The sequence below is a fragment of the Nocardioides sp. genome (genome assembly GCF_014360585.1).
GTDB lineage: Bacteria > Actinomycetota > Actinomycetes > Propionibacteriales > Nocardioidaceae > Nocardioides.
This window is the reverse complement of the sequence record NZ_JACIXG010000137.1, coordinates 1-7,960: the sequence shown is the minus strand read 5'-3', so window position 1 is coordinate 7,960 and position 7,960 is coordinate 1. Positions and strand designations below refer to the sequence as shown.

Annotated in this window: 8 protein-coding genes; 4 read left to right on the top strand and 4 right to left on the bottom strand. The window is 67.7% G+C overall.

Going from position 1 to position 7,960, the window contains the following annotated elements:
- Positions 1-319: 319 nt before the first annotated feature.
- On the top strand, positions 320-1,615 hold the full coding sequence (locus H5T77_RS25115; protein WP_292653342.1) for an HNH endonuclease: 1,296 nt from the start codon (positions 320-322) through the stop codon (positions 1,613-1,615).
- A gap of 45 nt (positions 1,616-1,660) precedes the next feature.
- On the opposite strand, the gene H5T77_RS25110 is transcribed toward H5T77_RS25115, so the two are convergent.
- Genes H5T77_RS25110 through H5T77_RS25100 form a run of 3 tightly spaced genes read right to left on the bottom strand, consistent with a single transcriptional unit; the run spans position 1,661 to position 5,070 of the window.
- Positions 1,661-2,440, bottom strand: coding sequence for an alpha/beta fold hydrolase (locus H5T77_RS25110; RefSeq protein ID WP_292653341.1), 780 nt, complete (start codon positions 2,438-2,440; stop codon positions 1,661-1,663).
- Between the two features lie 17 nt (positions 2,441-2,457).
- Entirely contained in the window at positions 2,458-3,246 is a 789-nt protein-coding gene (locus H5T77_RS25105) for a hypothetical protein (protein WP_292653340.1), read from the bottom strand.
- A gap of 45 nt (positions 3,247-3,291) precedes the next feature.
- Positions 3,292-5,070, bottom strand: coding sequence for a 3-hydroxyacyl-CoA dehydrogenase family protein (locus H5T77_RS25100; protein WP_292653339.1), 1,779 nt, complete (start codon positions 5,068-5,070; stop codon positions 3,292-3,294).
- Positions 5,071-5,131: 61 nt separating this feature from the next.
- Here H5T77_RS25100 and H5T77_RS25095 point away from each other — a divergent pair, with 61 nt between their 5' ends.
- Positions 5,132-5,530 carry an SRPBCC family protein gene (locus H5T77_RS25095; RefSeq protein ID WP_292653338.1) on the top strand — a complete coding sequence of 133 codons (399 nt, stop codon included), beginning with the start codon at positions 5,132-5,134 and terminating at the stop codon, positions 5,528-5,530.
- 112 nt (positions 5,531-5,642) lie between these two features.
- Here the strand turns inward: H5T77_RS25095 and H5T77_RS25090 are convergent, their stop codons facing one another.
- Entirely contained in the window at positions 5,643-6,809 is a 1,167-nt protein-coding gene (locus tag H5T77_RS25090) for a 3-hydroxyacyl-CoA dehydrogenase family protein (RefSeq protein WP_292653337.1), read from the bottom strand.
- An 88-nt stretch (positions 6,810-6,897) separates the two neighbouring features.
- On the opposite strand from H5T77_RS25090, the gene nucS reads away from it, so the two are divergent.
- Complete coding sequence (nucS, locus tag H5T77_RS25085; protein WP_292653336.1) at positions 6,898-7,572, top strand: endonuclease NucS; 675 nt, start codon at positions 6,898-6,900, stop codon at positions 7,570-7,572.
- 89 nt (positions 7,573-7,661) lie between these two features.
- Positions 7,662-7,910, top strand: coding sequence for a hypothetical protein (locus H5T77_RS25080; RefSeq protein ID WP_292653335.1), 249 nt, complete (start codon positions 7,662-7,664; stop codon positions 7,908-7,910).
- Positions 7,911-7,960: the final 50 nt, after the last annotated feature.

The following is a 7,960-nucleotide window of genomic DNA, read 5'->3' as shown; positions in this document are numbered from 1 at the left end:
ACGAGACGGACAAGTCGCGGCAAAGGCACCCGGGGCCAGTCAAGGACAGGGTCACGTCCCGTCATCCTCGGCAACAGCCCAACAGGATCAGGCTGCGTTGTCGATCCTCACAGTCAAGGACGGGCCTTCGGCCCGCCGGCTTCGCCGGCCGCTTCGCGGTCCTTGACTCGACACCTGATCGAGAAAGATTTCGCCTATATCGGGGCGGCGGCGAGGGTGTGGCGCGGGGTCCAGATTACATGTTCGCGGACTGCGTAAATCGGTGCTGACCAGCAAAAACGGGTAGCCACAGGCGGCCCTTTCGCATATAATCAGGCGTATGAACGAGACCATCGACCAGCTCCTTGCAGGGCCACCCTTGGGGGTGTCCGAGAAGGAACTGGTCGACTGGATCGCCCGGCTCGAAGAGATCAAGTGCACCGCTGAGGCCGTGCAGGCAGAAGCAGCCGTACGCCTCGACGAGGCCGCCCGGGCACGGCAAGCCGCGGCCGGCGTACCTGCCCGGAAGCTCGGCGAGGGCGTCGCCTCCCAGATCGCGCTCGCGCGGCGGGTCTCACCGGCCAAGGGCGCCAAACTCTTGGGGCTGGCGAAGATCCTCGTCACCGAGATGCCACACACGTTCGCGTTGATGAAAGCTGGCCTGTTCTCGCAGTGGCAGGCCACCATCCTCGCCCGCGAAACCGCCTGCCTCTCGCTGGAAGACCGCCGCGTCATCGACTACCAACTCTGCTCGCCCGGTCCGGACGGCGAACCGCCGGCCGTGGTGACGATGGGGCTGCGACAGCTCGAGAACGCTGCCAAGAAGCTCGCGATCACCCTCGACCAAGAATCCGTCGTGGCCCGAGCCGCCAACGCGGAGAAGGACCGCCGCATCAGCGTACGGCCGGCACCGGACACGATGACCTGGCTCGGCGCGCTGTTGCCGGTCAAGGACGGGGTCGCCGTATTCGCTGCGTTGGATCAGGCCGCCAAGGCCGCGCAGGCGGCCGGTGATGAGCGGACGCGTGGTCAGGTCATGGCCGACACCCTGGTCGACCGCGTCACCGGACGTGACGGCGTCGACGCGAAGCCCCGGATCGAGGTCAAGATCGTGATGACCGCCGACGCGCTCGCCAACGACAGCGACCAGCCTGCGGTGGTCGAGGGCTACGGCCCCGTCCCCGCTACCTGGGCCCGTGAAGCGCTCACCGACGCCGAGGTCTTCATCCGGCGCCTGTTCACCGACCCCGCCGGGCAACTGGTCGCGATGGAGTCCCGCTCCCGCAAAGCCCCCGACGGCCTGGCCGAGTTCATCGCCATCCGCGATGGCGGGATCTGCCGCACCAACGGCTGTGACGCCCCGATCCGCAATGTCGACCACGCCCGACGCCACGCAGACGGCGGCACCACCAGCGCCCAGAACCTGCAGGGGCTCTGCGAGCGATGCAACCAAGCGAAAGAAGCCCTCGGCTGGCAGGCCAGACCAGGACCCGACGGCAGCATCATCACCATCACACCCACCGGCCACACCTACGTCAGCCCGCCACCCGACACCTGGCGACCAGACCCACCACCACTGTCCCAAGCCGAGTTCGTGCTGCGCGACGTACTCCTCGACTACGACGTCGCAGCATGACGTGTGCGACTCCTGCGGCCCGACCTTCGTCAGGCGTCAGAGAGCTCAGTCGCCGAGGAACTGACGAAGAGCGGCCAAGAAGGTCTCCGGTTTCTCGGAGTGGACCCAGTGGCCGGCGCCCTTGATCGTCACCTTGCGGTAGCGCGGGAACCATTCCTTCATTGCCGGCGCGTACTCGTCGGTGACGTAGTTCGACCGTTCCCCGGCCAGCCAGAGCACCGGACCGTCGTACGCCTCGTACGCCTTCAGCTCGTCGGCCGGCCAGTCGCCGATCTGGTCGAGATCGCGGCCGAGGACGGGCAGGTTCATCGCCCACCGCCAGCTGTCCCCGTCTCGGCGCAGGTTCTGCAGCAGGAAGCCGCGGACCGTCTGGTCGGGCACCGCCTCCTGCAGGCCGGCGTCGGCCTCCTCGCGCCGGGAGACGCTGTCCAGGTCGAGACTCTGCATCGCGTCGACATAGGTCTTGAAGCCACCGACGCGCTCGTAGACGACCGGGGACATGTCGGCCACGACCAGCTTCGCGACCAGCTCGGGGCGGGTGATCGCGAGCAGCATCGCCACCTTGCCGCCCATCGAGTGGCCGACCACGGTGACGGGGTCCTCGGCCGAGAGCAGCTCGGCGACGGCCGCGGTCACCTCGAGGTAGTCGAAGGTGTCCGGCTGCGGCGACCTGCCGTGGTGGGGCAGGTCCACGAGCGTGACTCGGTGCTTGTCGGCCAGCTGCTTGCCCAGGGTGTTCCAGTTGCGTCCCTGACCGAAGAGTCCGTGCAGGAAGACGACGCGGCTACCGGTCTCGCCGAGCTCGATCGTATGAAGTGATGACACCGGGGAAGCGTACAAACTCAGAAGTCGAAGCCGTCGAACATGCCACCGATGCCGTCGCCGATCCCGCCGAACATGTCGCCCATGCCCTCGCCGATCCCGCCGATCGCGTCGCCCATGCCCTCGCCGATCTCACCGAAGGCGTCGAAGCCGCCGAACGCGCTGAACATCAGCCCGGCGAACATCCAGTCCATCGGGGAGAACGCGCCGAAGTAGCCGGCGGCGTAGGGCCGGTAGGCCGGCCCGCCCTGCCAGTAGGGCACTCGCTGGTTGCCGACCATCACCTTGCGGGTGTCCGGCTCCGCGCCGGCCTTGACCCGCTCGGCGTCGAGCGCGCAGGCGGGTACGTCGCGGGCAGTGCCGCCCGGTGGCGCCCACTCCACGTCCTCGACCGAGAGCCCGTGGCGGGGGTCGAAGAAGCACGGCGGACGACGCTTCGGCAGCGCCTCGCCGGCGACGCGCGCCTTGACGCACGCGACCGCGTAGCGGCCGTCCTCGACGATCGTGGTGATCTGCTTGACGTCTTCGGGAACGGTCATCCTGTCGACGGAGCGCTTGGCCGTCTCGTACTCGTCCAGGGCACGCTGGTAGTCGGCGTTGGCGCCCTCGTCGAGCTCCTTGCCGGCCATGTCGAGGTCGAGCCCCTGCAGCTCCTCGCCGAAGGCGGTGACGTCCTCGAAGGCGAGCTGCTTGACCGGCGCCAGATCCGCGCGCTGTTTTTCCAGCGCCCGCGCCTGCGTGCGCTTGTTGGTCACTACCACGGTCCCGATCACCGCGACGACAACGAGTAGTGCGATCAGAAGTCCCACGTCAATCAGCGTAGCGCCACGGTGGTCGGGCCCGCCCTTACCGCATCAGGAGTAGTCGCGGAACCCCTTGCCGGTCTTGCGGCCGAGGTAGCCCGCCGTGACCAGGTGCTCCAGCAGCGGCGCGGGGGCGAAGCCGGGCTCGCGGAACTCCAGGTAGAGCTCTCGCTCGATGGCCAGGGAGACGTCGTTGCCGACCACGTCGAGCAGCTCGAAAGGGCCCATCGGCAGCGCACAGCCGAGCTTCATCGCGGTGTCGATGTCGTCGGCGGTCGCGTAGTGCGCCTCGAGCATCTTGACCGCGTCGTTGAGGTAGGGGAAGAGCAGCGCGTTGACGATGAAGCCGGCCCGGTCCCCGCACGAGACCGGCGACTTGCCGACGTTCGCACACAGCGCCCGGACGGTCTCGGCGACCTCTTCGGAGGTGGTGACGGTGGAGACGACCTCGACCAGCTTCATGACCGGCGCCGGGTTGAAGAAGTGCATCCCGACGACGTCCGCCGGCCGCTTGGTCACCTTCGCCAGCTCGATGACCGGCAGGCTCGAGGTCGTCGTCGCCAGGATCGCACCCGGCTTGCAGATGTCGTCGAGGTTCTCGAAGAGCGTGGTCTTGATGGCCAGGTCCTCGGCGATGGCCTCCACGACGATGTCGACGTCTGCCAGGTCGTCCAGCGAGGTCGTGCCGGTCAGCCGACCGAGGATCTCCGGCTTGGCCGACTCCTCCAGCTTGCCTCGTCCGATCGCCTTGTCGAGGCTCTTGGTGATCCGCGCGGAGACAGCCTCGACCTTGTCCTGGCTGCGCCCGACGTACGTCACGTCGTAGCCGCCCTTCGCGAAGACCTCGACGATCCCCGATGCCATCGTCCCGGTGCCGACGACGCCGACCTTCGCGATCGAACGGCGCAGCTCGTGGGTGGCGTCGGCGCTCGGGGTGAGGGCGTCGGGGACCACGATCGGCGAGTCGGCGCCCTCGTAGGTGTAGAAGCCGCGCCCCGACTTCCGCCCGAGCATCCCGGCCGTGACCATCTGCTTGAGGATCGGCGCGGGAGCGTGCAGCCGGTCGCGACCCTGGCGGTACATCGTGTCGAGGATCTCGTAGGAGGTGTCGAGCCCGATCAGGTCCAGCAGCGCCAGCGGCCCCATCGGGTAGCCGCAGCCCAGGCGCATCGCGGTGTCGATGTCCTCGCGGGTGGCATAGTGGCCCTCGAACATCGAGACCGCGTGGTTCAGGTAGCCGAAGAGCAGCGCATTGGCGATGAACCCGGCCCGGTCGCCGCAGACCACCGGCGACTTGCCGAGCTTGCCGACGACCTCGCGGGCGTCCTCGAGCACGTCGGGCTCGGTGACCACGGTGCGTACGATCTCGACGAACTTCTGCACCGGGGCGGGGTTGAAGAAGTGCACGCCGACGACGCGCCCCGGGTGCTTGGAAGCAGCCGAGATCTCGGTCACCGACAGCGACGAGGTGTTCGTCGCCAGGATCGTCTCCGGAGCGACGATGTCGTCGAGGGTGGCCAGGATCGACTTCTTCAGCTCCAGCGACTCCACGACCGCCTCGACCACCATGTCGACGTCCTTGAGCGCCGTCGCGTCGGTGGCGAAGGAGATCCGGCCGAGCAGCGCCTCCTGCTCCTCCTGGCTGAGCTTGCCGCGCTTGACCGCGCGGCCGGTCGAGTGGGCCAAGTGCTCCTTGCCGCGCTCGAGACCCTCCTCGTCCCGCTCCACCCCGACGACGGTGAACCCGTTGCGGGCGAACACCTCCGCGATCCCGGCACCCATGGTGCCCAGGCCGACGATTCCGACTGTCTCGATCGTGCGCTCACTCATGGCCCGCATCCTGCCATGGCGTGATCGGGGGCACGTCGGGATGCCGCTAGATTCGGTCTTCGTGAACGATGAGACCCAGACCAGCGAGCGCATCGACGCCGAGCGGATCATCCCCGCCTCCCCCACCGCCATCTTCGCCGTCCTCACCGACCCCGACGGCCACGTCGCCATCGATGCCGCCGGCATGCTCCAGTCCGCGGAGGGATCACCGGCGACCGCGGTCGGCGACCGGTTCGTCGTCCACATGGACCGCGAGGCCCTCGGCGACTACCCGTTGGGCAAGTACGACGTCACCGTGATCATCACCGGCTTCGAGCCCGACCGATCGATCGAGTGGACCATCGAGGGCACCATCAAGCCGCCGATCGGCCACCGCTTCGGCTACGAGCTCGAGCAGCTCGACTCCGGGGACACCCGCGTCACCTCGTACTGCGACTGGTCCACCGCCCTCCCCGAGTAGAAGCCGATCTTCCCGGTCATCGACCAGAAGTCGATCCGGGCCACCCTGGGAGTCCTGGAACGTGCCGTACGCCGCGGGTATCCCCGACCCTGACCAGTCGTCAGCGCGCCCGTCAGTAGGTGTGGAAGCCCTCGCCGGTCTTGCGGCCGAGCTTGCCTTCCCGGACCTTCTCGACCAGGAGGGCGGCGGGCTCGAAGCCGGGCTCGCCGAACTCGTTGCGGAGCTCGGTCTGGATGGCCAGGGAGACGTCGTTGCCGACGACGTCGAGGAGCTCGAAGGGGCCCATCGGGAAGGCTGCGGTCTCCTTGATCGCGGCGTCGATCTCCGCCATCGCGACGCCCGACTCGTGCAGCTTGACGGCATCGTTGAGGTAGGGGAACAGCAGCGCGTTGACGATGAAGCCGGACCGGTCGCCGCAGGAGACCGGGACCTTCTTGACGGCCGTGGACAGGGCGCGCACGGTCTCGTCGACCTCGGGCGAGGTGAGCTCGGTGGTGACCACCTCGACGAGCTTCATGACCGGCGCGGGGTTGAAGAAGTGCATCCCGATGACGTCACCGGGGCGCTCGGTGACCTTGGCGAGCTCGGTGATCGGCATCGAGCTGGTCGTCGTGGCCAGGATGGCGCCCGCCTTGGCGATCCGGTCGAGATCCTTGAAGAGCTCGGTCTTGACCTCGAGGTCCTCGGCGATGCCCTCGACGATCAGGTCGGCCTCGGCGAGGTCCTCGCGCGAGGTGCTGCCGGTGAGGCGACCGAGCACCGCGGACTTGGTCTCCTCGTCCGAGCGGCCCTTCGCGATGGCTTTGTCGAGCGCCTTGGTGATCCCGGCGACGACGCCGTCGAGCTTGTCGGTGGAGCGGCCGACGAAGACGACGTCGTACCCGGCCTGGGCGAAGACCTGGATGATGCCCGAAGCCATCGTGCCGGTGCCGACCACGCCGATCTTCCCGATCGTGCGGCGCAGCTCCGGGGCGGGTACGTGGTCCCCGGCCACCGCGGCGAACGTCCCGGCCTCGCCGGCGATCTTGGTGAGCAGGTCGGCGGGCTTGTGCAGGTTGTCGCCGGTCTCCTCGAAGCGGGCGAGCAACGCGTCGCGTACGACGGACGCGCCGATCTCGTCGACCGCGGCCAGCGGCCCCTGGGGGTAGCCGCAGCCGAAGCACATGGCGTTGTCGATGTCCGTGGCGGTGGCGTAACCCGACTCGAGCATGCGGATGGCGTGGTTGAGGTAGGGCAGCACGAGCACGTCGTGGATGGAACCCTGGGTCGAATCCGTCATGCGAAGGAAGACTGCCAAATTTATTACCCATGAGTAACCCCCGGTGGCGTGACGCTGCTCACACGAGGCGATGCGATACGTTCTCCCGGTGAGACTCGTCGTTGCCACCTGCCAGGTCGACTACGCGGGGCGGCTCACCGCCCACCTCCCGATGGCCACCAGGGTGTTGATGCTCAAGGCCGACGGATCGGTGCTGGTCCACTCCGACGGGGGCTCCTACAAGCCCCTCAACTGGATGTCGCCGCCCTGCACCCTCTCGGAGGGCAAGGCCGACGACGGCCGCCTCGAATGGACGGTGACATCCAAGACGGACGACACCCTCCGCATCCTGATCGACGAGATCCACCACGAGACCTCCCATGACCTCGGTGTCGACCCCGGACTGCAGAAGGACGGCGTCGAGAAGCACCTTCAAGAGCTCCTCGCCGATCACCCGTCGACCCTGGGCGAGGGCTTGATCCTCGTACGCCGCGAGTACCCCACCCCGATCGGGCCGGTCGACCTGATGTGTCGCGACGCCGAGGGGAAGTCCGTCGCCGTGGAGATCAAGCGGCGCGGCGAGATCGACGGCGTCGAGCAGCTGACCCGCTACCTCGAGCTGCTCAACCGCGACCCGCTGCTGGCGCCGGTGCGAGGCATCTTCGCTGCCCAGGCGATCAAGCCGCAGGCCCGCGTGCTCGCCGAGGACCGCGGCATCACCTGCGCGGTCGTCGACTACGACGCACTCCGCGGCCTCGACGACCCGACCGAGAGACTCTTCTGAGCAACAGTTGGTGCACGTCCAGGCAAGTTCACGTCGAGGACACACGATTCCTTACGTTTCGCGTGAAATAGCGTGACAAGATTCACACCATGTCCATCAATTACTCGGGGCATGGCGTTGGGGGCCGCCTGTCCGTGAGCGACGTCGAGGCGATCATGATCGATCTCCTGACCATGCAGCAGATGCACACGGCAGAGTTCCACGCGATCAAGGCTCGGGCGGAGCGCACCGATGCCTCGCTGGACAACATCAACGCACGCCTGGACAGCATGGAGCGTCGCCTCGACGACCTGCTGATCTCGATGAGCCAGCTGCTCAACTGGATCAACCCGCGCTGACCCGTCGAGTCGGCTCATCCTGACGGCGTCAGGATGAGCCGACCGACCTG